20 protein-coding genes and 1 pseudogene are annotated in these 26,503 nt (G+C 60.6%); 15 read left to right on the top strand and 6 right to left on the bottom strand.

What is annotated here, in order from left to right:
* The first annotated feature begins 1 nt into the window (after window position 1).
* The 4 genes from BMY68_RS06790 to BMY68_RS06775 all read left to right on the top strand — a co-directional run bounded on the left by BMY68_RS06790 (window position 2) and on the right by BMY68_RS06775 (window position 4,931).
* A complete protein-coding gene (locus tag BMY68_RS06790; protein ID WP_085530897.1) occupies window positions 2–1,483 on the top strand; it encodes a mannitol dehydrogenase family protein in 1,482 nt (493 codons plus the stop codon).
* Window positions 1,484–1,801: 318 nt separating this feature from the next.
* On the top strand, window positions 1,802–3,310 hold the full coding sequence (xylB, locus tag BMY68_RS06785) for a xylulokinase (protein ID WP_085530898.1): 1,509 nt from the start codon (window positions 1,802–1,804) through the stop codon (window positions 3,308–3,310).
* A 2-nt stretch (window positions 3,311–3,312) separates the two neighbouring features.
* On the top strand, window positions 3,313–4,251 hold the full coding sequence (locus tag BMY68_RS06780) for a carbohydrate kinase family protein (protein ID WP_085530899.1): 939 nt from the start codon (window positions 3,313–3,315) through the stop codon (window positions 4,249–4,251).
* A 62-nt stretch (window positions 4,252–4,313) separates the two neighbouring features.
* Complete coding sequence (locus BMY68_RS06775) at window positions 4,314–4,931, top strand: transglycosylase SLT domain-containing protein (protein WP_085530900.1); 618 nt, start codon at window positions 4,314–4,316, stop codon at window positions 4,929–4,931.
* Window positions 4,932–5,226: 295 nt separating this feature from the next.
* Here BMY68_RS06775 and BMY68_RS06770 read toward each other — a convergent pair whose 3' ends face one another.
* Complete coding sequence (locus BMY68_RS06770; protein WP_092160415.1) at window positions 5,227–6,537, bottom strand: OprD family porin; 1,311 nt, start codon at window positions 6,535–6,537, stop codon at window positions 5,227–5,229.
* 774 nt (window positions 6,538–7,311) lie between these two features.
* On the opposite strand from BMY68_RS06770, the gene BMY68_RS06765 reads away from it, so the two are divergent.
* The 7 genes from BMY68_RS06765 to BMY68_RS06735 all read left to right on the top strand — a co-directional run bounded on the left by BMY68_RS06765 (window position 7,312) and on the right by BMY68_RS06735 (window position 17,653).
* Window positions 7,312–8,340, top strand: coding sequence for an NAD-dependent epimerase/dehydratase family protein (locus BMY68_RS06765; RefSeq protein ID WP_085530901.1), 1,029 nt, complete (start codon window positions 7,312–7,314; stop codon window positions 8,338–8,340).
* 331 nt (window positions 8,341–8,671) lie between these two features.
* On the top strand, window positions 8,672–10,720 hold the full coding sequence (locus BMY68_RS06760) for a type VI secretion system Vgr family protein (protein WP_085530902.1): 2,049 nt from the start codon (window positions 8,672–8,674) through the stop codon (window positions 10,718–10,720).
* Window positions 10,711–11,556 (top strand): DUF4123 domain-containing protein, encoded by an 846-nt coding sequence (locus tag BMY68_RS06755; protein WP_085530903.1) that lies wholly within the window; start codon window positions 10,711–10,713, stop codon window positions 11,554–11,556. The genes BMY68_RS06760 and BMY68_RS06755 overlap by 10 nt, the downstream gene beginning before the upstream one ends.
* A gap of 50 nt (window positions 11,557–11,606) precedes the next feature.
* On the top strand, window positions 11,607–15,170 hold the full coding sequence (locus tag BMY68_RS06750; protein ID WP_085530904.1) for a LysM peptidoglycan-binding domain-containing protein: 3,564 nt from the start codon (window positions 11,607–11,609) through the stop codon (window positions 15,168–15,170).
* Window positions 15,170–16,156 (top strand): tetratricopeptide repeat protein, encoded by a 987-nt coding sequence (locus tag BMY68_RS06745; RefSeq protein ID WP_239694069.1) that lies wholly within the window; start codon window positions 15,170–15,172, stop codon window positions 16,154–16,156. Before BMY68_RS06750 ends, BMY68_RS06745 begins: the two co-directional genes overlap by 1 nt.
* A gap of 7 nt (window positions 16,157–16,163) precedes the next feature.
* Window positions 16,164–17,135 carry a tetratricopeptide repeat protein gene (locus tag BMY68_RS06740; protein ID WP_085530906.1) on the top strand — a complete coding sequence of 324 codons (972 nt, stop codon included), beginning with the start codon at window positions 16,164–16,166 and terminating at the stop codon, window positions 17,133–17,135.
* Window positions 17,136–17,392: 257 nt separating this feature from the next.
* Entirely contained in the window at window positions 17,393–17,653 is a 261-nt protein-coding gene (locus tag BMY68_RS06735; RefSeq protein WP_085530907.1) for a DUF2790 domain-containing protein, read from the top strand.
* A 147-nt stretch (window positions 17,654–17,800) separates the two neighbouring features.
* Here the strand turns inward: BMY68_RS06735 and BMY68_RS06730 are convergent, their stop codons facing one another.
* Window positions 17,801–18,070, bottom strand: a complete 270-nt coding sequence (locus BMY68_RS06730; RefSeq protein WP_007926398.1) for a DUF1652 domain-containing protein — start codon at window positions 18,068–18,070, stop codon at window positions 17,801–17,803.
* A 493-nt stretch (window positions 18,071–18,563) separates the two neighbouring features.
* Between BMY68_RS06730 and eco the strand changes: the two genes are divergently transcribed.
* Window positions 18,564–19,046: a serine protease inhibitor ecotin gene (eco, locus tag BMY68_RS06725; protein WP_085530908.1), complete on the top strand. Its 483-nt coding sequence runs from the start codon at window positions 18,564–18,566 to the stop codon at window positions 19,044–19,046.
* A gap of 150 nt (window positions 19,047–19,196) precedes the next feature.
* On the opposite strand, the pseudogene ilvA reads toward eco, so the two are convergent.
* A pseudogene (gene ilvA, locus BMY68_RS06720) lies at window positions 19,197–20,204 on the bottom strand (threonine ammonia-lyase, biosynthetic); the annotation flags it as partial.
* Between the two features lie 271 nt (window positions 20,205–20,475).
* Here ilvA and BMY68_RS06715 point away from each other — a divergent pair.
* The gene (locus BMY68_RS06715; protein ID WP_009048910.1) at window positions 20,476–20,679 is read left to right on the top strand and encodes a ParD-like family protein; all 204 of its coding nucleotides are present in this window, start codon (window positions 20,476–20,478) and stop codon (window positions 20,677–20,679) included.
* A complete protein-coding gene (map, locus tag BMY68_RS06710; RefSeq protein WP_085530910.1) occupies window positions 20,676–21,440 on the top strand; it encodes a type I methionyl aminopeptidase in 765 nt (254 codons plus the stop codon). The genes BMY68_RS06715 and map overlap by 4 nt, the downstream gene beginning before the upstream one ends.
* 4 nt (window positions 21,441–21,444) lie before the next feature.
* Here the strand turns inward: map and BMY68_RS06705 are convergent, their stop codons facing one another.
* Together BMY68_RS06705 and BMY68_RS06700 are read right to left on the bottom strand one after the other, a co-directional pair.
* Window positions 21,445–22,386: a magnesium transporter CorA family protein gene (locus BMY68_RS06705; protein WP_085530911.1), complete on the bottom strand. Its 942-nt coding sequence runs from the start codon at window positions 22,384–22,386 to the stop codon at window positions 21,445–21,447.
* A 7-nt stretch (window positions 22,387–22,393) separates the two neighbouring features.
* Window positions 22,394–23,896: a RimK family protein gene (locus BMY68_RS06700; protein ID WP_175534813.1), complete on the bottom strand. Its 1,503-nt coding sequence runs from the start codon at window positions 23,894–23,896 to the stop codon at window positions 22,394–22,396.
* Between the two features lie 176 nt (window positions 23,897–24,072).
* Here BMY68_RS06700 and rimI point away from each other — a divergent pair, with 176 nt between their 5' ends.
* Window positions 24,073–25,179 carry a ribosomal protein S18-alanine N-acetyltransferase gene (rimI, locus tag BMY68_RS06695; RefSeq protein WP_085530913.1) on the top strand — a complete coding sequence of 369 codons (1,107 nt, stop codon included), beginning with the start codon at window positions 24,073–24,075 and terminating at the stop codon, window positions 25,177–25,179.
* Between the two features lie 112 nt (window positions 25,180–25,291).
* Here rimI and BMY68_RS06690 read toward each other — a convergent pair whose 3' ends face one another.
* Window positions 25,292–26,443 (bottom strand): PQQ-dependent sugar dehydrogenase, encoded by a 1,152-nt coding sequence (locus tag BMY68_RS06690; RefSeq protein ID WP_085530914.1) that lies wholly within the window; start codon window positions 26,441–26,443, stop codon window positions 25,292–25,294.
* Between the last annotated feature and the right edge of the window lie 60 nt (window positions 26,444–26,503).

Below are 26,503 nucleotides of genomic sequence, written 5' to 3'. Positions count from 1 at the left end.
GATGAAACTGAACCGACACAACCTCCACCGCCTGGCCCCTGAAGTCCGCCTGCCCGCCTACGACCTGGCCGAGACCCGACAAGGCATGGTGCATATCGGCGTGGGCGGTTTCCACCGGGCGCACCAGGCCTACTACACCGATGCCCTGATGAACACCGGCGAAGGCCTGGACTGGAGCATCTGCGGGGTCGGCCTGCGCGCCGAGGACCGCCGCGCCCGCGACGACCTGGCCGGCCAGGACTACCTGTTCACCCTGTTCGAGCTGGGCGACAGCGACGCCGCCGAAGTTCGGGTGATCGGCGCCATTAGCGACATGCTGCTGGCCGAGGACGGCGCCCGGGCGCTGATCGACAAACTGGCCGACCCGCAGATCCGCATCGTCTCGCTGACCATCACCGAGGGCGGTTACTGCATCGACGACAGCAGCGGCGAGTTCATGGCCCATCTGCCGCAGATCCAGCACGACCTGGCCCACCCGCAGCAGCCGCAGACCGTGTTCGGCTTTCTCTGCGCGGCCCTGGCCCAGCGCCGGGCGGCCGGGGTCCCGGCCTTTACCCTGATGTCCTGCGATAACCTGCCACACAACGGCGCGGTGACCCGCAAGGCGCTGCTGGCCTTCGCCGGGCAGCGCGACACCGAGCTGCGCGACTGGATCGCCGCCAACGTCAGTTTCCCCAATGCCATGGTCGACCGCATCACGCCGATGACCAGCACCGCCCACCGCCTGCAGTTGCACGACCAGCACGGCATCGACGACGCCTGGCCGGTGGTCTGCGAGCCCTTTGCGCAATGGGTGCTGGAAGACAAGTTCGTTAGCGGCCGGCCGGCCTGGGAAAAGGTCGGCGTGCAATTCACCGACGACGTCACGCCCTATGAGGAGATGAAGATCAAGCTGCTCAACGGCAGCCACCTGGCCCTGACCTACCTGGGTTTCCTCAAGGGTTATCGCTTTGTCCACGAGACCATGGCCGACCCGCTGTTCGTCACCTATATGCGCGCCTACATGGACCTGGACGTGACCCCGCAGCTGGCGCCGGTGCCGGGCATCGACCTGGACGACTACAAGGACACCCTGGTGGCGCGTTTCTCCAATCGGGCGATTGCCGACCAGTTGGAACGGGTCTGCTCCGACGGCTCATCGAAGCTGCCCAAGTTCAGCGTGCCGACCCTCAACCGCCTGATCGCCGATGGCCGCGACACCGAGCGCGCCGCGCTGGTGGTCGCCGCCTGGGCCCGGTACCTCAAGGGCGTGGACGAAAACGGCGAGACCTACCGCATTCCCGACCCGCGCGCCGCGTTCTGCCAGGCGCTGGTGGCGGACGACGCACTGATCAGCCAGCGATTGTTAGCGGTCGAGGAGATCTTCGGCAGCGCCATCCCCAACTCGCCCGCCTTTGTCGAAGCCTTCGAACGCTGCTACACCAGCCTGCGCGACGACGGCGTGACCCGTACCCTGGAGCGGGTATTGGCCCGGGACCGCTGATGCTTGCCTGTAGCCGATGCGCTTCTCCAGACAGACCACAGACTCAGGTTTTGCGATTGCTACGTCGGAATGCCGCCCAAACCGGTCGCAGCCTCGCGAGCTCGGCAGCGGCTACACAAGCACCGCGAGCCCTGTAGCCGCTGGCGCAGCCTGCGATCGGATTGGGCGGCATTCCGACGCAGCGGCCGCAAAGCCTGCCAACGCCTTTCTCCAGGCAAATCGCGGACGCAGGTTTTGCGGTTGCGCTGCAACCGGTCGCAGCCTCGCAGGCTCGGCAGCGGCTACAGTGGGTTTGATTAATTTTGTGCAGGTTCATCCATGACGACGCAACAGCTTTTCCTCGGCATCGACTGCGGCACCCAGAGCACCAAGGCCATCGTCCTCGACGCCGCCAGCGGTGAAGTACTGGGCCTGGGCGCGGCGCCCCACAGCCTGATCAGCGGCGCCAACGGCCGCCGTGAACAGGACGTCGAGCAATGGCGCGAGGCGTTTACCCTGGCCACCCGCCGTGCGTTATTGACGGCGGGGGTCAGCGGCCTGGACATCCTCGGCCTCGGCGTCTCCGGCCAGCAGCACGGCCTGGTCCTGCTCGACCAGCAGGGCCAGGTGCTGCGCCCGGCCAAGCTCTGGTGCGACACCGAATCCACCCCGCAGAACCAGCGCCTGCTGGATTACCTGGGCGGCGAACAGGGCTCCCTGGAGCGCCTCGGCGTGGCGATTGCCCCCGGCTACACGGTGTCGAAACTGCTGTGGACCCGGGAACAGCATCCGCAGATTTTCCAACGCATCGCTCATGTGCTGCTGCCCCACGACTACCTGAATTACTGGCTGACCGGCCGCTGCTGCAGCGAATACGGCGATGCCTCGGGCACTGGCTATTTCAATGTGCGCAGCCGCCACTGGGACCTGGAACTGCTCCGGCATATCGCCCCTGACGGCCGCCTGGAAGCCGCCTTGCCGGAACTGCTCGAAGCCGAGCAGCCGGTGGGCACGCTGCTGCCGGAGCTCGCCCGGCACCTGGGCCTCAACCCGCGGGCGCTGGTGTCCAGCGGTGGCGGCGACAACATGCTCGGGGCCATCGGCACCGGCAATATCCAGCCCGGGGCGATCACCATGAGCCTGGGTTCCTCCGGCACCCTGTACGCCTACGCCGAGCAACCGTGGGTCAGCGCGGACGCCGCGGTGGCGACCTTCTGTTCCTCCAGCGGCGGCTGGCTGCCGCTGATCTGCACCATGAACCTGACCAATGCCACCGGCGCGGTGCGCGAACTGTTCGAGCTGGATATCGATGCCTTCAACCAACTGGTGGCGCAGGCGCCGATCGGTGCCGAGGGCGTGTGCATGCTGCCGTTCCTCAACGGCGAGCGGGTCCCCGCCCTGCCCCATGCCAGCGGCAGCCTGCTGGGGCTGACCGCCGACAACCTGACCCGGGCCAACCTGTGCCGCGCGGTGGTCGAGGGCACCACCTTCGGCCTGCGTTACGGCCTGGACCTGCTGCGCCACAACGGCCTGCAAAGCCAGGACATCCGCCTGATCGGCGGCGGTTCGAAAAGCCCGCTGTGGCGGCAGATGGTCGCCGATATCATGCACACCCCGGTGGTCTGTACCGAGCAGAGCGAAGCGGCGGCCCTGGGCGCGGCGATCCAGGCGGCCTGGTGCCATTCCCGCGGCAGCGACCGGCCGCAGAGCCTGGCGCAATTGTGCCAGCGCTGCGTGAGGTTCGATGCAAGCAGCGAGACCTGGCCTATAGCAGCCAATGTCGCGGCCTATCAGCAGGCCTATGAACGTTACCAACAGCATGTGACAACCCTTTTGAAGAGCGAATGACTATGTATCTGGTCTGTGGTGAAGCACTGTTCGATTTTTTCAGCGAAAACGATGCCAGCGGTCGGGCATCGCAGGTCAACTTCCAGGCCATCGCCGGCGGTTCACCCTTCAATGTCGCGGTCGGTCTGCGCCGCCTGGGCGTGGACGCGGCGCTGTTCGCCGGGCTGTCCACCGATTACCTCGGCCGGCGCCTGTTGCAGGTGCTGCGCGACGAAGGCGTGGACGAGGACTACCTGCTGCACGTCGAGGCGCCGACCACCCTGGCGATGGTCGCGGTGGGCGCCGACGGCTCGCCGCAATACAGCTTCCGTGGCGAAGGCTGCGCCGACCGCCAGTTGCAGCTCAGCGACCTGCCGCCGCTCGACAGCCGGGTGCGCGGCCTGCACATCGGTTCGTTTTCCCTGGTGGTGCAGCCGATCGGCGACACCCTGCTGGAATTGGTGCGCCGCGAGCGCGGCCAGCGCCTGATCAGCCTCGACCCCAACGTGCGCCTCAACCCGGCCCCGGACATCCAGCTGTGGCGCCAGCGCATCGACACCCTGGTCCGGTTGGCCGACCTGATCAAGGTCAGCGACGAGGACTTGCACCTGCTCTACCCCGACCAGGATCCACAGCACGTGATCGAAGGCTGGCTGCAGCATCACTGCCAGCTGGTGTTCCTGACCCGCGGCGCAGAGGGTGCGACGGTGTTCAGCCGGGTGCATGGCCGCTGGTCGGCGCCGGCCATGCCGATTAAGATGGCCGACACCGTGGGCGCCGGCGACACCTTCCAGGCCGCCTTGATTGCCTGGCTGACCGAACGGCAGCTGGATTCGTTGGAGGGTGTGGCGGGCTTGAGCCGGGACCAGATCGACCAGATGCTCAGGTTCGCCATCCGCGCCGCGGCGCTGACCTGTGGCAAGACCGGACCGGACCTGCCCTATCGCCACCAATTGAACTGATCGCAGGGGCGCCGCATTCGTACCACATTGGCGCCCCCATCGACCCGAATAGAGCCTTGCCTTTGACCCGCTTTGCCTGTGCCGCCGTAGTCTTCCCCCTCATCCTGACCGGCTGCGCGACCTCGCCGCCGGCCAACCCCAACGACATCTGCGAGATCTTTCGCGAGAAAAGCGACTGGTACAAAGCCGCCAAGGCCACCGAAGAGAAATGGGGGGTGCCGATCCAGGTGCCGCTGTCGATCATCTACCAGGAATCGAGCTTCAAGCAGGACGCCTTGCCGCCACGCAAATACCTGCTGTGGGTGATTCCCTGGGGCCGGGTGAGCACGGCGGCCGGCTACCCGCAGGCCAAGGACGAAGTCTGGGGCGACTACCAACGCAAGGGCGACAACTACTGGGCCAGCCGCACCAACTTCGCCGACGCCACCGACTTTATCGGCTGGTACATGGACCAGACCACACGGGTCAACGGCGTGACCAAACAGGACGCCTACCGCCAGTACCTGAACTATCACGAAGGCTGGGGTGGCTACCGCCGGCAGACCTATGTGGCCAAGCCCTGGCTGCAGACCGTGGCGATGAAAGTGCAAAGCCGCTCCAGCCTGTACGGCCAGCAATACGCCAGTTGCCGGGAAGAGCTGGACCGCGGCTTCTGGAGCCGCTTCTGGCCCTGGCTGTAACCGCCTGACACGGGTCTCCCCGCGTCCGCATTCTCTGTAGCCGCTACCGAGCTCCGCGAGGCTGCGACCGGCTGCAAGGCAGCCGCAAAACCCAGCAACGCGATCTATCTGAAGTGGCCGCGTGCAGATCGCGACTACTGCGTAGTCGATCGCAGCCTCGCAAGCTCGGCAGCGGCTACACAAACACCGCGAACCCCGTAGCCGCTGGCGCAGCCTGCGATCGGCTGCGAAGCAGTCGTAAACCAGCCAACGCGCTTATCCAGACAGATCGCGGACTCAGGTTCCGGCAGCGCCGTCAGAGAATCGAGAAGTTGTAGCTGACGATCAGCCGCGTCTCGTCCACGTCCCGCGCGTACTTTTCGTAGTTGCTGCGGTAGGTGGCGTTACGCAGGCGCAGGCTGACGTCCTTGAAGGTGCCGCTCTGTACCACGTACTTGAGTTCGCTGTCGCGTTCCCACTCGCGGCCTTCCTGGTCGCTGCCCGGGACCTTGATATGGTCGCCGCTGACATAGCGGGTCAGGAAGCTCAGGCCGTTGATGCCGATGGCCTTGAAGTCGTAGTCGTAGCGCAGCTGCCAGGAACGCTCCTGGGCGGCGGCGAAGTCGTTGACCTGCACATAGTTGACCAGGTACGGGTTGCTGCCATCGAGGTACGGCATCGAGTTGTCGCCGTTCATGCGCTGCCAGCCGGCGCTGAAGGTGTGGCCGTCGATGGCGTAGCCGAGCATGCCGCTCAGGGCGCGGTTATCGATGGAGCCAGCGCGCTCAGCGCCGCTGTCGGCGCTCTTGAGCAAGCGCAGGTCAGCCTTGAGCACGCCCTGGCCCAGCGGCTGGTTGGCCAGCAGGCCGATGAAGTGCTGGCGATAGATGTCCTCCAGTTCGGCGTAGTGATACTGGCCGGTCAGGCGGTCGTTGAACTTGTAGTCGATGCCGTACATGTCGAAATGGTCGGCAGTGACGTTGCAGGCATACCGCTTGTTCTTGCAGTGCACGCGGATGTCCTGGGCGTCCGTGGAGTCCCGGGCGGTGTACTTATCCAGCCGCGCGGCCGTGAACGTCAGGTCCTTGATCTCTTTGGAGGTGAGCATGGCGCCGTTGAACATAGTCGGCAGCAGGCGCCCGTCGTTGTACTTGAGCAGCGGCAAGTCCGGCAGCAGCGCGCCGTACTTGAGCACGCTCTGCGACAGGCGCACCTTGGCCGTCAGGCCGAGCTTGGCGTATTGGTCCTTGGAACCCCGCGGGTCGTGGCCGCTGGACGGCAGCAGGCCGCTGTTGCTGCGGTCGGGGCTGGAATCGAGCTTGAAGCCGAGCATGCCCAGCGCGTCGATACCAAAGCCGACGGTGCCTTCGGTGTAGCCCGATTGCAGGTTGAGAATGAACCCTTGCGCCGACTCTTCGCGCTTGGAAGCGCCTTGATCGTTGCTGGTATGGCCGTCGCGGAAGTCACGGTTGAAGTAGATAGTGCGCGACTCGAGCTTGGCGCTGCTGTCTTCGAAGAAACCCGCGGCCTCGGCCTGGGCGGTAAAACCCGCGCACAGGCACAGGGCGCCGAGGCCCACCGTTGGATAACGCAGTGGTCGGAATGAGTGCAGCAAAGGGAAAGGCATGAAAGGCTCCAGCAGTGCATCGGTAACGCGGACGAAAGAAAGGCAATAGCAATCCATCTGGCGAATCGTTCCTGGCCAGGTGAATTGATCAAATCAATGTTGATCGCAAATGATGGCAGATGGCTTTGACGGGCTACACCCGACTTTAGTCTGAAGCAGCTACAGCCTTTGGCCCTGAGCGCCCTCCTTCAACGCGCTGCCCTCGCCTCGAATAAAGCGATCATTTCCAACACTCTTTCCCTTTATCCAGACTCTTGGCCAAGGCGCTATTCATTGGGCGCTTCGAGAGGTTTTGGATCCAAGGAAGCCTGCGCCAGGATAAAAATGGCGTTTTTTTCGTTAAAATCTCTACCGCTCGTCGGATTAATTTGCCCTGCCGGGTTTGTTACCCAGGAATTGCCCCAAGGCTTTCATGAGCCTTTCATTCATGTTATCTATTTGATTTTAAACGTTATTATTTCTTAAATAGGGTTATACAAAACGCCTTCGTCATTTATATAACACGGCGAAACGCCAATTAACCGTCTCCATGCTGTGGTAGTGTCAAAAAAAGAACGCGAAAAGGACTTGCACCTATTCAGTTCTTTAAAAAGTGGGCCATGAAACTCACGCATTACCCATCACGGATGAGGTTCCTCCCTTGGATGTCAGCGTTTTTGGTACCGGCCATGTCGGCCTGGTACAAGCAGTCGCCCTCGCCATCGCGCGGGACATCGCTCGCCTGTGTCCCCCGGGCAGTGGCTTGCCCTGGCGCGTACCGGGGGCGCTCTGCGCATGAATATCCTGATCACCGGGGCCGCCGGCTTCATCGGCGCCCATACCGCACTGCGTTTGCTCAAGGATGGGCATCAGGTCACCGGGCTGGATAATTTCAACGACTACTACGACCCGCAACTCAAGCACGACCGGGTGCGCTGGGTGGAGCAGCAGGTGGGACAGTTCCCGCTGTACCGCCTCGACCTCGGCAATACCGAAGCCCTCGACCGGCTGTTCGCCCAGGTTCGCCCGCAGGTGGTGATCAACCTGGCGGCCCAGGCCGGGGGACGTTATTCCCTGGAAAACCCCAAGGCTTACCTGGACAACAACCTCGGCGGCTTTCTCAACCTGCTGGAAATGTGCCGGCGCTATCCGCCCGAACACCTGATTTACGCGTCGTCCAGTTCGGTGTACGGCGCCAACCATCAACTGCCGCACAAGACCAGCGACACCGCGGACCATCCGCTGTCGCTGTACGCCGCGAGCAAAAGGGCCAACGAGCTGATGGCCCATAGCTACAGCCATCTGTTCGACATGCCGGCCACCGGCCTGCGCTTCTTTACCGTATATGGCCCCTGGGGACGCCCGGACATGTCGCCGGTGCTGTTCGCCCGGGCCATCTGCGAAGGCCGTCCGCTGAAGCTGTTCAACTACGGTATGCACCAGCGCGACTTCACCTATATCGACGACCTGGTCGAATCCCTGGTTCGCCTGCTAGGCAAGCCACCAGTGCGCAACCCCTTGTGGAACCGCGAACAACCCGACCCCGCCACCAGCATGGCGCCCTGGCGCCTGTTCAATATCGGCGGGCAACGTTCGGTGGAGCTCAAGGACTACGTCGCCACCCTGGAGCAACTGCTCGGGCGCAAGGCACAGGTCGAGTACCTGCCGTTGCAGCCCGGCACCGTGCTGAACGGCTGCGCCGATGCCAGCGCCCTGGAGAACGTCACCGGCTTCGGCCCGCAGGTCCCCCTGGCCGAGGGCCTGGGGCGCTTTGTCGATTGGTTCCAGAGCTACTACCGGCCGCCGTTGCCCCCGCGTTCCTGACGCGGCAACGACCTGCCCCGGCGACAGCCTGTGTCGCCCTTGCGGGCCAACTGGCCGACGGCGATTGCGGCGCTGACTCACTGCTCAAAGGCCGGTCGCCGGCCCGCGTCGCCACGGGAATCCCTGAGCGGCCATCGGCGTATCCCTTACAGCCAACTCCGCTGATGCCCGTAGGGCGTTAGCCGGATGGGTTGTCAGGCATAAGTAATGGTTATCGGGGACATTTCTGAATGTTCCGGCGGGCGGAAAGCCGCGGCGGCCTCGGCTTGAATCGACCGGCTTATTCCTGCACCATCCGCCCCCTGCTTATTCAATGGATGGATTTCACGGCATGCTGGATGCTAACGCTACCCATATTTCCCTGACGATCGAAGGCGCCTCGGTCGACCTTCAGGTCCTCAGTTTCGTTGGCCGCGAAGCCCTCAATCAACCCTTCTGCTTCGATATCGAACTGGTCAGCGCGCGTCCCGACCTCAAGCTCGAAGAACTCCTGCACAAGCCGGCTTGCCTGACCTTCGGCAGTACGGGTAAAGGCCTGATCCACGGCCTGGTGTACCGCATCGCCCAAGGCGATTCCGGGCGCAAGCTGACCCGCTACAGCATCAGCCTGACTCCGCAGCTCAACTACCTGCGCCACAACTTCAACCAGAAGATCTACCAGCACCTCAGCGTGCCGAAGATCATCGCCCAGGTCCTCGAGGCCCGCGGCATCCTGGCCGACGCCTACAGTTTCCAGCTCGGCGCCACCTACCCGGAGCGGGTCTACTGCACCCAGTACGACGAATCCGACCTGCACTTCATCCAGCGCCTGTGTGAAGAAGAAGGCATCCACTTCCACTTCCAGCACAGCGCCAGCGGCCACAAGCTGGTGTTCGGCGACGACCAGACGGTGTTCCGCAAGCTGGCAGCGGTGAACTACCAGCAGGACTCGGGCATGGCCGCCGAACAGCCGGTGATCAAGCGCTTCAACCTGCGCCTGGAAACCCGCACCAGCCGCGTCAGCCGCCGCGACTACGATTTCGAGAAGCCGCGCCTGCTGCCCGAGGGTGCGGCCAAGTCCGAATTCGTGCCGGACCTGGAAGACTACGACTACCCCGGCCTGTTCACCCAGCAGGCCCGCGGCAAGCAACTGGCGACCCGCGCCCTGGAACGCCATCGCAGCGACTACCGGTTGGCCGAAGGCAAAGGCGACGAGCCGAGCCTGGTCAGCGGTCACTTCCTGACCCTGGCCGCCCACCCGCGCAGCGAATGGAACGACCTGTGGCTGCTGCTGGAGGTGATCCATGAAGGCAAGCAGCCGCAGGTGCTGGGCGAGAACATCACCAGCGACGTCACCAGCAACAAGGACGACTTCCACCAGGGCTACCGCAACCGCTTCCTCGCCACGCCCTGGGACGCCCACTACCGCCCGCCGCTGGAACACCCGAAACCCAAGTCCCTGGGCAGCCAGACCGCGCTGGTCACCGGGCCCAAGGGTGAAGAGATCCATTGCGACCAATACGGCCGGATCAAGGTGCAGTTCCACTGGGACCGCGACGGCCAGGCCGACGACAACACTTCCTGCTGGGTCCGCGTTGCCAGCGGCTGGGCCGGCAAGGCCTACGGCGGTATTGCCATCCCGCGGATCGGCATGGAAGTGCTGGTGACCTTCCTCGAAGGCGACCCCGACCAGCCCCTGGTCACCGGCTGCCTGTACCACAAGGAAAACCTGGTCCCCTACGACCTGCCGGCGAACAAGACCCGCAGCACCTTCAAGACCCTCAGCTCGCCGGGCGGCAAGGGTTACAACGAACTGCGCATCGAAGACAAGAAAGGCGCCGAGCAGATCTACCTGCACGCCCAGCGTGATTGGGACGAAAACGTCGAGCACGACCAGCGGATCCGCGTCGGCAACCAGCGCCACGACACAGTCGAAGCCAACACCCTGACCGAACTCAAGGCCGAGGAACACCGCATCACCCACCTCGACCGCAAGAGCGAAATCCGCGCCAACGACCACCTGACCGTGGCCGTCACCCAGCACGCCAACATCGGCACCGCGCAATTCGTCGAGGCGGGCCAGGAGATTCACTACAAGACCGGCAACATCGTGGTCCTGGAAGCCGGCGCCGAACTCACCGCCAAGGCCGGCGGCAGCTTCGTCAAGCTCGATGCTGGTGGCGTGACCATTAGCGGGGCGAATGTGAAGGTCAATTCCGGCGGCGCGCCGGGCGTGGGTACGCCGGCGGCGCCGCTGTTGCCGGGCCCCTTGAAACTCGCCGATAACGACAAGGCCGGCAAGGTCCCCCTGCCTAGCCGCCTGAACGAGTCGGGTATTACCCCGCTGTGCGGAAAACAGAGCAACGGCGCCTGCAGCCGTAAGGATTGCACATGCATGTAAACGCCATGAACGCCCTGCTGGCCGCACCGCGTTATACCTTCGAGCAACTGCCCCGCGAGGGCTCCAGCCAGAGCCTGTACTTCATCATCGATCGCGGCCGCCAGCCCGAGGCCATGTCGATTCTTTATCGTGTCGGCGAGCCGATGAACACCCAGCCGCTGTTCGGCAATACCGACTTGGCCGAGCTGGCCAGCGAAGGCCCGCTGTGGCTGGTCGCTCCCTGGGGCAGTCGCCTGGCCGCCGAAGCCGCGCGCCTGTGCGCAGAGAACGGCGCCGGCATCGCCCTCACCACCGAAGATCCCGCCCAGGCCCTGGCCCACGCCCGCTGGCTGCTGAAGGCCAATGACGGCTCCGGCGGCCAGAGCCTGCTGAGCTATCACAAGGCCAGCCTGTGGGCCGCCCTGGTCTATACCGCCGGCGACACCGCGAATCAGCTGTTCGGCCCCTGGCAGAACGTCTACAGCCCTGCCCCGCGCAATTTCGGCCCACAGAACGGCCACTGGCTGGCCTGGAGTACCGACGCCCAGCAGCCCTGGAACGCCGATGGACCAGCCTTCAACCTCCCCGCCGACACTGCCAGGGTCCAGGCACGCCTGGGCTGGGTGTACTGGGTCGACGAGCAATACGCCGCCTTCGGCGAACCCGAGGATGAACGCCTGCCAGACATCACCGAGAACCTCGACGTACTGCTGGAACACCAGATTTATGAAGGCCGGCATTTGCTCAAGCTGGCCCCAGTGGTCAATGGGCCACTGTTTAAAACCCGGCCAGTGACGATGGCAATCCTGCAATCCAAGGACGACTCGTTCATCAAGGTCGAACGGCTGATGCAATAGGCATTGGTCGTCCCCCGATGAACCCGACGCAACAACAGAACGGAAGCACCATGGAAATCACCAATCACCTGGTCAAACCTGGCGAAACCCTTAGCCAGATTGCCTCTCGCTATAACGCCACTGTTGCGCAACTGCGACAGCTCAACCCCTTCATCATTAACCCGGGCAACATCAAGGCTGGCTGGAACCTCAGCGTTCCCAAGAGCGCCCAGGCACCGGCCGCTGGCGCGCCAGCCAAAAGTACCGCAAACGCCACAACGTCCTCTGCCGCTCAGCCTTCCCCGGCCAAGACCGCACCTGATTCCGCCTGCATCAAGCTCGGTGCGGAGAAAGACTTCTCAAAAACCTGCGACGCGAACTTCGTAAAGCACGCGCCACCCTGCTCGAAAATCTACGCCAATGCCATTTATGCGACGGATGAACAACAATTCTGGCTGCTGCCAGAACGTGCCAGCGCATCGATGAAGGAGGCCATGTACACCCTGGAGAAACAGATATCTCCGAGCAAATCGAATGTGGAGCGAATCAAGGGGCTGGATGAAAGTGGCCTGCTGAGTTACTTCCTCGAGCCAAAGCTGGGCGGTTTTCTCGAGGATGCAGAGCGTCAGCGCATGGAGGCAATCGAGAAGGAGGAGCCCAATATCGACATGGACCCTGCCATGGCCCTGCGCTCCAGAAGCGAGAAGGCCCAGGCCGGGAAAAAGTCCGAACCGGAGGCCCCCAAGGCCGACACCCAGAAATCCCGTATCGACCAGTACATAAGCGACGAAAACGCTCGGAACCAGATCAGAACCGAATACGACAATTTCTACACATTGCGCAAAGAGTGGTGTGTGCTCAGGGATAAGGCCATCGCCATCGCCAAGGAGCAGGGATACACCTACGAGAGCGGTACGCTGTTTTCCGAAAAGGCTATCGAAGCCCGCGTACTGGTGCAGAACTACCTGGAAAAACGCAAGGCTGTGTTCAAGAAGTTCGATAGCAAGGCCGCCACCGAATACTCTCCGGAAGAAATCGCCAAACTGCTGGCAGAAGACAAGCAGAAACGCGAAGCCCTGCAATGCTGTGTGGCCGAAGGCCAAGGGGACCTGCATACCTATTTCGTCTGGAAACAGGAAAACGCCGGCAAGTTCGCTTACTACGAATACACCGACGCCATCATGAAGGTTGCGGAATACGGCATTGCATTACCGGAGTTCGCCTTGATCGACGACGGGTTGGCAACTGGCATCCAGCAATTCCGGTTGTATCTGGAGACGGAGAAAAAACAATCGGAGGTCAATGATCGCCTGCGTGAGAAGTATCGCCGCTGGATCGAAGCGACCGGCCAGAATGCTCAGGCACCGGCCGGCCTGGTGGAAAAAGAGCGGGCCGAATGGGATCGCTTGCAGCTCATAAAAGAGGGATTGCATAAAAAGGCTCAAGCAAAACTGGCCAAGCCCCCTAGTCTTCACCTGCTCTGGGAACCGGAGCAGTTTCAACCGCAACCCGTCGATCGCCTGGTCAAGGCCGGTTTTCCTCTTCGGGAAGTCAGCAGAGTCGATGCCAAGGGCAATCCGCTAAGCTGGTTCAGCCTTCTGGACCTGGATGGCATGGGGAAGATCATCAAGAACGATCTGCAAAAGGCAGGCAAGAAAGTCCTGAACAGTGTGCCAAAAAATGGCAGTGGTGGCGCAGCCAAGGACAGCGCCCAAAAGGTCTTTGGGCAATGGCTCGAATCCCAAGGGGCGCACAAGATCGACGATCAGGCCGGAGACTGGTTCGACAGCAATGGCTGGTTCGACATCGAGGCGTTCTACAAGTACCTGACAAAGGAAGGCTACAAGGTCACCCAGCTGGAAGACGCCGGCGCTCGCAAAGGCTGGGGCGAACACCTGAAACAGGTGGTATTCAAAAAGAGTGTGCGGGGTTCGGCGAGGTTGTTCGATAAAAGCCCTCAGGCGCAATTTGTCCGCTGCCTTACCCCGCCACAGGCAAAACTGCATGGTGAAACGAAGTTTGAAGGGCCCTCCTTCAGTGCCGCCGAAGGATTTCAGGCCTCGGCCAGCGTGTCATTGAGCTATGACCTGGCTCGTGGGGAAGTGGAGCTGATGAAGGTCGACATGCCGGCCCGGGAGAAAGCCCGGGACCTCACCGTCGAATATTTCATCGTTGGCAACCCTCAAGCCCAGAGCATGAATTTTGGTCGTTTCTCTTTCCACTTCGGAGCCAGAGCCTGGGGCTACGCGGGTGCCTCCCTGATGCTCGCCGGTAGCATCGAGTTGAACCCGATATTCGGCAATGCCAAATACGGCGCCAACCTCAGCCCGATCAAGCCCGTGCAGCGTGAAGACGCCGAAGCCAAGGCCGAGCGAGCAGACCATGAAAAGCTCAAAGCCGACAAAGCGGCCAAGAACGACAATAGCCCTACCCCGGACCTGCAGTACAAATCCGAGGCACTCACCAGCGTAGACACCAAGACTTCCGATCAGGTGCTGACCGGGCGCAAGGCCAAGGTGCAGATTGAAAATGGCGCCAAGGCCAACTTCAATCTGTTCGCCGGTGTCCAGGCTGCTATCGAGTTGACTGGCGCCCTGAACTGGTCGCCGCCCAAGGCCTTGGCAGCACTGCGTACGCCGCCTGCCACTGGCATAAACAGCAGTAAGGAGGCTACCGCTGCCAGCCAATGGCTGACCCTGGCCAAATTGAACGGCTCGGTCGGTGTCGCCGCTGGTGTAGGCTTCAAAGGCGACGCCCAGATATCCCTGGATAAAGGTCGCTTTATTCTCAACCTGAAAGCTGCCGTGGTACTGGGACCGGGCGCGAGCGGCGCCTTCAAGCTCGAAGTGGGTTACGAAGCAGTGGTCGAAATCGTCAACCTCTATCGCCGCGAACTCTACAAGACACAAGGCGCGCAAATCTCCTGGATAGACCCCAAGGCCGCCGAACAAGCCTCCATGCTCAACGTGCTGGGAGCCGCCGGTTTGGATGTGGCGCTGGTTTACATGATGGGACTGGAGGTCATCCTGAGCCTTTACGATGCCATGACCAGTGGTGGTAAGGGTGGGCCGATTGCTGATGCGATTATTGAATATCAGAATCAAGAAGAGCTCGAGAAATGGTTTATTGAAGCCACTCCCGCAGCATTGGGGCCGATTTTGATGACGTTAACTTCTGAACCGGAAAAGTTCTCAATAGTTACACCAGAAGCAGATGACACAGGAAATGTCACAACAAAGACAAGAACCTATACTAAGGAACTATCCCATGCAACTCAGCAAAAAGCCGTTGAACGGATTCTATCTTGGATAGTAAAAAACTCAAAAAAGAATGGAAAAATAGCACTTGCTCAAAAACAGTTTGAAGATGCCTGCAGATGCATGAATAAATTTGGAACAATGCCTAAAGATATAGGGCAGAAATACTGTGAGAACCGTCATAAATTAGATGTATTCATGTCCGACCCCGTTCTTAGAATGAGTGATCGTAGTACAGATTTATCCCGCGAGCGTTATAAAGAGGCCGTATCATTGCTAGGCGCACGCCTAAACGGATCTTGCAAAGTCACCGTATCCCATAGGGCTTATGTACCTATGACTACTGTAAAGTATATTGGCGCCAAAGAGGGCTCATGATGAAAATCCGAAAAATAGGCGAAGCCTGGATTTATTTTCTATTACTAACTGCATGCATCAGCGCTAACGCAGCTATTTCCATAGAGGAAAAAAAAGCCAAAGACACAGGGATAGAACTTTACAATCAATTCAAAGCAATCTCCGCAGTTCCATACTTAAGAATTGCAGCAGACGGTGGCGATGATGATGCTCAATACTATTTGGGAGAGGCAATAAGAAAGAACAAACGCTACATTGATGAAGAGGCTCAACAAGCCTATCAAGCCGCCGCAAGGCAAGGAAATGTCTATGCAATGATCCGGCTAACTCAGGTTGACAGCGATCTTTGTACGGCAATGAGCAATTGTCCAAAATCAGAAAAAACTCCAAAAGAATGGTTGGAGTTAGCTAAAAGTACAGCAAGCATGGGAGCATCACAAAAAAATGGGGAGTCGATGTATTTGATGTATGAACTCTCCGGCGATAAGGCATGGCTCAAAAAATCAGCCGAGAATAATTTTCCGTTAGCACAATATTTACTTGCTACAGATTATAAAGAAGGCTCTGGATTTTTTCTGTCTCCTTCCGGCCGTGCAAATGAGGTTGAGCGTTGGATGAAAGCTTCTGCAGAGGGAGGGTATCCCAGAGGCATGACTCACTTTGCAGCGGTTCTCTATGATAAAAAAGATCTGGAAGGTTTCAGAAAGTGGACCGAGAAGGCCGCGGAGACAGGATATGCCGAGGGTATATTTGGCTACGGGTATTACCTTTCAGGCAAATATCCGGAATATGGCTTTCCCGTGGATCTGGTGAAGTCCTATGCTTTGCTTTCGCTACTTCTTGAGCTTGATGGTGGTGGCACCGCCAAAGACGATGCCGAATATGTTCTTCCTAAAATAAAGGAGAAAATGACACCACTTCAGATAGTTGAAGCAGAGAAAATATCGTCTGTTTGGAAAGCATCACACCCTCCCCTTTCTTTTTTTCCTTTCAAGCTGAGTCGTTGATTGCGCTATGAGAGCTCCCCTCATTATTGCCGGTCTCTTTTTGGTGCTTTTTATCACTCAAGCTAATGCACAATTATCTGCAGAGCAGCAGATCGCCAAAGATCGAGGGCGGATTCTCTACAATCAATATAAAGTCGCAAAACCCGAACTAACAATCGCTGCAAAAGCAGGTGATCGAGAATCTCAGTATTATTTGGCGGAAGGGTTAAGAAAGGAAAATCAATACATTACAACGGAGGCACATCAATGGTATGTAGCCTCTGCCGAGCAAGGAGATTACTACGCAATGTCCCGCCTGGCCACCGCTCAGTCTGACTTGTGCAGTGTAATCAAAAACTGCCCAAGCGGAATCAGGACTTCCGAGGATTGGCTAAAACTGCTTTGGCAAACCGTTGAACCACTAGTGCAAAATGGTGACGGTGAAGCGATGGCTGTCATGTACAGCACAAAAGCAGACCTGGAATGGTTAAAAAAATCTGCTTCCACTGGCTATGCTCCTGCACAAAGATTGTTGGCCAATAGGTATAAAGAAGGAAAAGGCTTTTTTGTTTTTCCTTGGACGCGCTCACAAGCTACCGAAAATTTATTAAAGCAAGCTGCCGAAGGTGGTAGCCCTAAGGCAATGATGGAGTACTTTGGGCTACTAAGAGCCAAAAATGATTTGGCTGAAGCTCGTTACTGGCTAGAGCGCGCAGCTGAAACCGGTTATGAAAGTGGTGTCTACGCTTATGGATATTTCTTAGCAGTAGAACCTGACACTTTAGGCTTTAAAGCAAACGTTGTTAAGGGGTACGCTCTAATATCTCTTTTAAAAGAACTGGACGGCGGCGGTGGAGTATTGAAGTTCGTAGATTTGGTTTTGCCTGAAATAAAGTCAAAGATGACAGTCTTGCAAATTACCGAGGCTGAAAAATTTTCTTCCGAATGGAAGAAAACCCATCCTCCGCTCTCGTTCTTTCCTCCAAAGCTGGGTTTTTAGTGGCTCACTCCCCAAAAGTAGCGACTCGCCAAGCAACGTTGCCTAGATCTCATAATCAGTTCAATGCCATTACCCCCGATCTCCTGACCTCCCACTATCCGCAACCCAGCACGCCCCACAAAAACCATTAGCCCCCTACTTAATCTCTGATTAATCCCGCCGCCCAAAACTGTACGCGACCGCGCAGCGCAGAATCCTCTGTCGCCCCTCCGCGGCGCACTCGATGGCGGTTTTGTCGGGCTTATCGGAGAACGCTCATGAACATGCGTATTTTGCTGGTCGGGGCCCTGGCGTTTGCCGGGGTCGTGGGTGTGGCTCAGGCGGACACGGCCCAGGTGCAGCCGGTGCCTTATCACTATGGCATGCCGCTGAAGGTGGCCAAGGTGGTGTCGATGACCGAGCCCGCGACGCCGGAGTGCAAGGTGGTCACCGCGGACATGACCTTTATCGACAAGGCGGGCAAGCTGGAAGCCATCAGTTACCGCAAGCTGTCGGATGCTTGCAATTATCAGAACTGAGGACTGCCCTGCTCTACCGCGTGCAAGGTTGCAGGCAGCTTTGTGAGATTCAGGCAGGGATTTTATTCGCGGTGAGGGTCGAGTTTGCGCCTGGCCCGGGATTTATCCAGGCCAGGCAAGCAACACAGGCATTGGCAAAGCCGCCGATCAATGAGCCCTGGACTTGAGGGCGATGGGCTGGCTTCCCGGATGGTTCGCCAGGTCGTAGCGCAACTCGGCGATCAAATCGTTGATTTCCCGGCAGCCGTTGAGGCTCGCCGCATCGATACCGGTGACCACCAGGTCCACGCGGTCGGTTTCATGGTCGCCATAGACTTTCACGGTCATGTGCAGGTCGGGGCTCAGGGTGCACTCGCAGCGTTTGGGCAGGAAGCTGCATTCAATGATATTGCGCAGTTCCAAGGCAGATAAGAACATGGCAGATCTCTCCGTTGGTGCAGTGGCCATTCAATGATGGCAAGAATATCGTCTCGGGATTCCACCCCCGAAATACGGCGTACGGCGTGACTAAACCTCCCTGGAAGAGAAAGCCAATTCCTAGACTAGGCCGTATTTGCGCTTCTACTAAATTCTATTTTGCTCTGAGTAGTGGGCTTTTTTCACGTGATGCCCCGATACCTCCTGACCTCTTGCGGACGGGTGCGGCCGGCTTCTCGCTGATAGTGAATGGAGCATCAAGCGTGCCGTCTTCGTACTCATTGTCATGCCCTGATAAATCATCGGGTTATAAAGCCCCATCGGCGGATCGCGTCGTGCAGATTGCCGGATTTGCCGTTGGTCACCCGGCAATTTGCCGGAGCGAAATGGCCACGGATTGCATGACCGGACCTTCCCCAGTCAAACTGCCCGGCGTTTCAAGCAACGGCTCCCTCCATTGGGAAAGCCGTCGATCAACCTGCAAGGAGGCCTTATGCGCTTTTTTCCTGTTTCCACCGCCATCGCTGTGCTGTTGAGCGGTATTTCCACCCTGAGCCATGCGGCCAAACTCGAAGACGTGGCGCCCTACCCCAAGGCTGAAGAAGGTTTTGTGCGCCAGGTGATCCATCTGCCCAAGCAGGCCAAGGAAGAGGACTTCAAGGTCGAGGTCCTGGCCGGCAAGACCTTGACCGTCGACTGCAACCGTCAGCGCCTGGGCGGTACCCTGGAAGAGAAGAACCTGGAAGGCTGGGGTTACCCCTACTACCGCCTGGACAAGGTCAGCGGGCCGATGAGCACCTTGATGGCCTGCCCCGAGGGCAGCAGCAAGCAGGCGTTCGTGCCGGTGGTCGGCGAAGGCTTCGTGCTGCGCTACAACAGCAAGCTGCCAATCGTGATCTACGCCCCCAAGGACGTCGAAGTGCGCTACCGCCTGTGGTCCGCCGCGGACAAGGCCGAGAAGGCCCACGCGGAATAACCTTCGCAGCGGCTACACCGCAGGTGATGTAGCCGCCAGGCCAGGCAACTCGGTGCCTCGTAGTTCGACTGGCGAGTGCTTCGCGCTCGTGCGCAGGCTGCGCCAGCGGCTACAAGAGGCCCTGCTCCGTTCTTACACCAACGCGGCCGCGCCCAAGGCCGCGCGCTCGGCCACCTGCCCCAGGCGATCGAAGTTGATGTTGGCCCCGGAATCGATGGCCACCAGGGTTTCGCCCTGTACGCCGCTGCGGGCCACGTACTGCTTGATCCCGGCCACCGCCAGCGCCCCCGACGGCTCGGTGATGGAGCGGGTGTCGTCGTAGATGTCCTTCATCGCGCAGCAGAGTTCGTCGTTGCTGACCGTGATCACCTCATCGACCAGCACTCGGCACAGCTCGAAACAATGGGCGCCGACCTGCGCCACGGCAACGCCGTCGGCGAAGGTACCGACGCTGGGCAGCACCACCCTTTCCCCAACCCGCAACGCCTGCTGCAGACAGTTGGAGTGCTCGGACTCGACGCCGACGATGCGCACCTCGGGCCGCAGGTATTTCACATAGGCGACGATACCGGCGATCAATCCGCCACCGCCCACCGGGACGAAGATCGCGTCCAGGCGCCCGGGATGCTGGCGCAGGATCTCCATGCCCACCGTGCCCTGCCCGGCGATCACGTCCGGGTCGTCGAAGGGCGAGACAAAGGTCTGGCCGCCGCGCTCGGCCAGTTGCAGGGCATGGGCCAGGGCGAAGGGAAAGCTCTCGCCCTGCAGCACCGCCTCGGCGCCGCGGCTGCTGACGCCCTGCACTTTCAGCTGCGGCGTGGTGGAAGGCATGACGATGGTCGCCTTGATCCCCAGCTCCCGCGCCGCCAGCGCCACGCCCTGAGCGTGATTGCCGGCGGAGGCGGTGATCACCCCACGGCGCTTTTGCTCGTCGCTGAGTTGCACCAGCTTGTTGTAGGCGCCGCGGATCTTGAAGGAAAAGGTCGGTTGCAGGTCCTCGCGCTTGAGCAGCACCTGATTGCCCAGCGCCGCCGACAGGACCGGCGCCGGTTGCAACGGCGTGCGCACCGCCAGGTCGTAGACCGGCGCCGCGAGAATCTTCTTCACGTAGTGCTCAAGCAGGTCCAGCGGGGTGTGCGGCTCGGCGGGATGCTTCATGGGGTGTCTCCTGGCGGTGTCGAGAGCCCCGGAGACAGAAAGAAAAAACCCGCCTCTAGGGCGGGTTGGGTGCAGTCGTCAGCAAGCCCGCCAATCAGGAATGGCGGTAATAATGCTTGGCTGGGAACGCAATGCGGAAAAAGTCATGGCCAGGAAATTAACCGGCGGGTTGCTGGTGAGTCAATGGCCAATGACAGGTCGAGCTATCTGCCATTTGCCGAAAAATATACGAAACGTATATGCTTCGTATATTTACCAGGACAGAAACCCCGTGGGCATCGTCAAGATTTCAGATCAACTGCATGAACAGATCCGCGTCGCCAGTGACGCCATGGATCGCTCCATCAACGCCCAGGCCGAGTTCTGGATCAAGATCGGCCTGCTGGCCGAGCTCAATCCGCACCTGGCCTACAACGACCTGATCAACAAACTGCTGCTGAACAAGAGCGACCTGATCCGGGGGCGTAGCGAATGACCCAGGCCCTGATCAAGACCCCGCAACAACTGGCGCTGATGCGTGAGTCCGGGCGCCTGCTGGCGACGGTGTTCAGCTTTCTCGACGACTTGGTCGCGCCCGGCCTTTCCACCATGGAACTGGACACGGCGGTGGAGCGCTTTATCCGCCACGACCTCGGCGCCCGTCCGGCCAGCAAGGGCCAGTACAACTACCCCTACTCGATCAACACCTCGATCAACGAAGTGGTGTGCCATGGCATGCCCCATGAGAAGGCCATCCTCAAGGACGGCGACATCATCAACATCGACATCACCCTGGAAAAGAACGGCTTTATCGCCGACTCCAGCAAGATGTACCTGATCGGCAACGTCAACCCCAAGGCCCAGCGCCTGGTGAGCACCACCTTCGAGGCGATGTGGGAAGGCATCAAGGTGGTCCGCCCCGGCGCGCGCCTGGGAGATATCGGCCATGCCATCCAGAAACACGCCGAAACCCGGGGCTACAGCGTGGTGCGCGAGTACTGCGGCCATGGCATCGGCCGGCAGATGCACGAAGAGCCGCAGATCCTGCATTTCGGTCGCCCCGGTACCGGCCTGGAGCTGCGCGAAGGCATGGTGTTCACCATCGAGCCGATGATCAACCAGGGCAGCGCCCGGGTGCGCGGCCTGAAAGACGGCTGGACCGTGGTCACTCGCGACAACGGCCTGTCGGCGCAGTGGGAACACACAGTAGCAGTGACCCGCGACGGCTTTGAGGTACTGACCCTGCAACCGGCCTGAAACCTCAGGCGCACTTGCCGTTGCCACCGGCCAGGCGCCTGAGCCCGAGCACCATCCCCCCTGCCCCCAACAGCATCGCCACGAGGAACAGCGGGTAGGCAATCCGCCACGGGGTGCCGGCGGTCATCATGCTGAATTCGGACATGCCACCGATGCTGGCGATCAGGTTCAGCGGCAGGAACACCACGTTGATCAGGGTCAGTTTGCGCAACAGGCTGTTCATGTTGTTGTTCATCAGGTTGCCGCGCGCGTCGATCAGCCCGGAAAACACCGTCGAATAGATCTCCGCCTGCTTGTAGCACTGGTTGTTCTCGATGATCAGGTCGTCGATCAGGCCGACGGCCTCGGCGCTGAAGTGCGCCTTCTCGGCGTGGTTGCGCAGCCGGGTCAGCACCGCGCCGTTGCTGTGAATGGCATTGATGTAATAGATCAGGCTTTCGCTGAGGTTGAACATCTGGATCAGGTGGCGGTTTTCCATCGAGTCGTTGAACTGCTGCTGCAACTCGCGGGCGACCATCTTGATCACCTTGAGGTGCCCCAGGTAGTGATGGATGTTGGTCGACAGCAGGTCCAGCAACACATCCAGGGGGCTATTCAGGGCCTGCCGCGCGCCCAGGCCGCTGAGCTGGCTGTCGTCGTGGGCGATCACCAGCAGGCGTTGCGGGGAAAACAGCAGGCCGCAGGACGACACCTCGAACGACAGGCTGCCGCCGCCGGAGTAGTTCTCCGGGCGTTTCCAGATCAGGAACAGGTTGTCCGGGTGAAACTCGATGCGCGACACCTCGTCCGGGTCCAGCGCCGAGGCCAGGGCGTGTTCGTCGAGCTTGAAGCCGGTGCGCAGCAGATCGCGCTCGGCGGGGTCCGGATTGCTGAACAGCATCACTTCGGCGTCCAGGCGCTCCACCGGCAGCAGGCGGCCCTGGCTCAACTGGTAGCTCTTGATCATCGGCCGTTCACCAGGCCTGCCCGCGGCGCTTGAGTTCCAGGCGGCGGACGAACTCCTCGAGCACCAGGGAATACAGGTCGTCGCGCAGGTAGGCATCTTCGATGCCGGCGTCCAGGTTGGGGTTGTCGTTGACTTCGATCACCACCACCTTGTCGCCGGACTGTTTCAGGTCCACGCCGTACAGGCCGTCGCCGATCAGGTTGGCGGTCTTCACCGCCAGTTCCACCACCGCCCGCGGCGCCTCGTGGACCGCCAGGGTGCGGCATTCGCCGTTGATGTCCTGGCCCTTGGCCTTGTGGTTGTAGATCTGCCAATGGCCCTTGGACATGAAGTACTGGCAGGCGAAGATCGGCTTGCGGTTGAGCACGCCGATGCGCCAGTCGTACTCGGTGTAGAAAAACTCCTGGGCCAACAGCAACACCGAATGCTCGAACAGCTCGGCGGTGGCTTCCAGCAGCGCCTGCTGGCTCTCGACCTTGATCACCCCGCGGGAGAAACAACCGTCGGGAATCTTCAGCACCAAGGGGAAACCCAAACGCTCGCCGACCCGCTCGAAGTCTTCCGGTCGTTCCTTGTAGAGAATCTCGGTGGCGGGCATGCCCAGCTGGTGGCTTTTCAGCAGATCGGTCAGGTAGACCTTGTTGGTGCAGCGCAGGATCGAGGCCGGGTCGTCCATCACCACCAGGCCCTCGCTTTCGGCCTTCTTGGCGAAGCGGTAGGTGTGGTTGTCGACGCTGGTGGTCTCGCGGATCAGCAAGGCGTCGTACTCGGCGATACGCGAGTAATCCTTCTTCTCGATCAGTTCGACGTCGATGCCCAGGCCCTTGCCGACCCGGACAAAATTCTCCAGCGCCCGGGCGTTGGAAGGTGGCAAGGCTTCCTGCGGGTCATGCAGGATCGCCAGGTCATAGCGGGCCAATCTTTTCGAGCGCGGAATGCGCCAGATCTTGCGACTGAAACTGTCCAGGGAATGGGCGAACTGATCTTCCTGGTCTTCGCGCAACTTATGTAAGGCACCGGACTTCACGCCTTCGATATGCCAACCGTTAGTTCGCTTGAAGTCCACCAGCAATATCGGACAGGGAAAGACTTCGAATAACTGCCGCGCCAACTCCTGTAACGGTTCGATATGAGTCTTGCCGAAGTACAGGGTCAGGGTAAAACCTTCGGTATCGCTGTAAAGATGATTGCTCAGGGCCTTTTCCAGGGTTTTATCCAGGTCGTCCAGGGCCAGGCCATAGAGCGACTTGCGGGTCAGTTCGCTGATGGTGCGCACCGAGGGGATCACCTTGTGCCCCCGCGCCTCGGCCAGCAGCGAGCAGTAGTAACCGTGGCCCAGGTACTTGTAGCTGCGACACAGGTTGATCACCTGGACCCGCTTGCCGGGCTGGGTTTCACGGGTCTGTTCCAGGTACTCCTGAGCGCTGAGGATGTCTTCGCTGGGGAAGTAGGAGGCCCAATCTTCCTTGCGCTCGACAATAATCAGCAACTGACTGGAAGTTTCACTCATCGCTGAAAAATAATTAACCGGAGTTATTGTCGCCGGCAGACTTTGCTCGGATACTCCACGCCAATGACCTTGTACCGCTGACATAATGTTTGATCCGCTTAAGAACAAGACCTTTTCTATTAAGCACGAACTTTTTCGAAAGTCTCGTTTCGTTACGCAACTTTTACGGCGGTTATATGGATCTTGTCTTTCGCATTGCCACACCTGAGGACTTGCCTGCTTTAGTGCGACTGGAACAGCAGTGTTTCACCACCGATCGCCTGACGGTGCGCAGCTTCCAGTGGATGATCAGCCGCGCCCATGCGTGCCTGATCGTCGCCGAGCTGGCGCAACAGCTGCTGGGTTATGCCCTGGTGCTGTTCCATCGCGGTACGTCCCTGGCCCGCCTGTACTCGATCGCCATCGCGGTCGAGGCCCGCGGGTCGGGCTTGGGCAAACGCCTGCTGGAGCGGATCGAAGCCCGCGCGCGGGAGCATGACTGCGCCTACCTGCGGCTTGAGGTGCGCAGCGACAACCCGACGGCCATCGCCCTGTACGAACGCAGCGGCTACCGGCGCTTCGCCGTGCTGCACGACTACTACGAGGACCACGCCGATGCCCTGCGCCTGGAAAAGCGCATCCTGCAGCATCGCGAGACCCGCGCCATCCGCGTGCCCTATTACCAGCAGACCACCGACTTCACTTGCGGCCCGGCCTGCCTGCTGATGGCCATGGCCGCGCTGCAACCCGGGCGCGCCCTGGAGCGCCGTGAAGAACTGCAGCTGTGGCGCGAGGCGACCACCGTGTTCATGACCTCCGGCCACGGCGGCTGCAGCCCCCAGGGACTGGCGCTGGCCGCGTGGCGCCGGGGCTTCAGGGTCAGGCTGCAGGTCAATACCCGGGGGCCGCTGTTTCTCGGCGGAGTGCGCGACGAGCATAAAAAAGACGTCATGCGCCTGGTGCATGAGGAGTTCTGCGCCCAGCTGGATAGCAGCGACGTCTTGCAGGTACTGGGCGGCCCGCTGGACCTGCCGAAGCTACTGGCCGACGGCGGCCAGCCCCTGGTGCTGATCAGCAGCTACCGCCTGACCCGCTCCAAGGCCCCGCATTGGGTGATGGTCACCGACTGCGACGAAGACTTCGTCTACCTGCACGATCCCGATGTCGACCACAGCCAGCACCGCCAGCCGATGGATTGCCAGCACCTGCCGGTGAGCCACGGCGAGTTCGCCAAGATGTGCCGTTTCGGCAGTGGCAAGCTGCAGGCGGCGGTGATCCTCTACCCGCCCGCAGTGCCTCTGTAGGAGCGAAGCTTGCTCGCGATAGCCGCGAAGCGGCGATTCATCCTGCCAACACGCGTTATCGTTGAAGATTTTTTCGCGAGCAAGCTTCGCTCCTACAGAAGAAGGGCCTGGGTTATTCCAGGCCAACCTTGTACAGCCTGCCCTTGTCCTCGTCGGTCAGCACATACAGATAACCGTCCGGCCCCTGGCGCACGTCGCGGATGCGCTCCTTGAGTTCACCCAGCAGGCGCTCCTCGTGGCCCACCTTGTCGCCGTCGAATTGCAGGCGGATCAGTTCCTGGGACGCCAGGGCGCCGATGAACAGGTTGTGTTGCCAGGCCTTGAAGCGGTCGCCGTCGTAGAAGGCCATGCCGCTGATGCCGGGGGATTTCTCCCAGACATGCCGCGGCCCCACGGTGCCTGGGGCAGTCTTGCCCTCGGCTTCGGGAATCGGCGCGCCGGAGTAGTTGATGCCGTGGGTCGCCAGGGGCCAGCCGTAGTTCTTGCCACGCTCGATCAGGTTGATTTCGTCGCCGCCCTTGGGCCCGTGCTCGTTATCCCACAGGGTGCCGCTCCAGGGATTGAGCGCCGCGCCCTGGGGGTTGCGGTGGCCGTAGGACCAGATCTCCGGGCGCACGCCCGGCTGGCCGACAAAGGGGTTGTCCTGCGGGATCCGGCCATCCGGATACAGGCGCACGATCTTGCCTTGCAACTTGTCCAGGTCCTGGGCGGTCGGGCGCTCGTTGTTTTCCCCCAGGGTGATAAACAGGTAGCCGTCGCGGTCGAACACCAGGCGCGAACCGAAATGGTTACCGGTGGAGAGCTTGGGCGCCTGGCGGAAAATCACCTGGAAATCCTTGAGCGTCTTCAGGTCCTCGGACAGCCGTCCGCGCCCCACCGCCGTCCCCGCCGTACCGCCCTCGCCGCCGCCTTCGGCGTAGGACAGGTAGACCAGGCGGTCCTGCTTGAAGTCCGGCGACAGCACCACGTCCAACAAGCCGCCCTGGCCCTTGGCCCAGACCTGCGGCACGCCGTCCAGGGGCGCCGAGAGCTTGCCGTCGGCGCCGACCAGCCGCAGGTTGCCTGGGCGCTCGGTCACCAGGATGCCCTGGCGGTCCGGCAGGAACGCCAGGGCCCAGGGGTGGTCCAGGCCTCCGACCAGCGGGGTCACGCTGAGGGGGCCCAGCTCGCTCTGCAACTGTTGGCTCGGGGCGGCCGCGAGCGGTAGCGCACTGCTCAGAAAAAGACTGGCACAGACGGTTGCCAAGAGGGTTTTACGCAACATGCACAATTCCTTCTGTCGATAAAAAGGGTTCCGCCCGGGGTCGGCATCGGCCTCGGGCGG

This window comes from Pseudomonas sp. NFACC41-3 (assembly GCF_900109505.1).
Lineage (GTDB): Bacteria > Pseudomonadota > Gammaproteobacteria > Pseudomonadales > Pseudomonadaceae > Aquipseudomonas > Aquipseudomonas chlororaphis.
This window is presented reverse-complemented; position numbering and strand designations above follow the sequence as displayed.